Consider the following 510-nt stretch of genomic DNA (forward strand, 5'->3'; position numbering starts at 1 on the left):
AGGCCAAGTGCCCGGATCATCTGTGGGTGGGAGCTTGTCCTCCTCTGACTCGGTGTAGTCCTCATCATATAATCCCATGTGGATCGACAGCTGCGTCATACTCATATGGTGGTCCCGTCCGAATGCTCGGAACTGAATCGTGTCGACGCTAGATAAATCCTTGTAGGACCTGTTAAACTCAAACGAGGCGAGAACCTCTAGAGTCAAAGATTTGATGGCCGGGTCTCGAATGTATAATAATCGTTGCCAATTTCCTACGGCAAGTAGTCCCTCGACCTCATCTGCGACCATATCTCCCCATTCGGCAGTCCGTAATGTAACCAAATCCGGGCTGCCCGATTGCCCGAACTTGAGCTTCTCCAATCTCTCAAATCGTTCTTGATGCTCGGGTTTCTTATACTTGGGCTGCTCAGGGGAAGCCTCTCGGGGGCGCTTGCTTGCTGTTCTCTTTGATCTTGAAGTTATTCCTGAAGAAGATGAAGAGAGAAGAATTAAATCCAAAACTAAACT

At 48.8% G+C, this 510-nt stretch carries 1 protein-coding gene; it reads right to left on the reverse strand.

The window, feature by feature from the left end; all coding sequences use genetic code 11:
• Window positions 1-291, reverse strand: a 291-nt coding sequence (locus ACFILY_RS09740; RefSeq protein WP_375673403.1) for a hypothetical protein, incomplete at its 3' end; no start/stop codon positions are given.
• Window positions 292-510 lie beyond the last annotated feature (219 nt).

Origin of the sequence: Bartonella sp. CL25QHWL, from assembly GCF_042195335.1 — a bacterium.
GTDB lineage: Bacteria > Pseudomonadota > Alphaproteobacteria > Rhizobiales > Rhizobiaceae > Bartonella.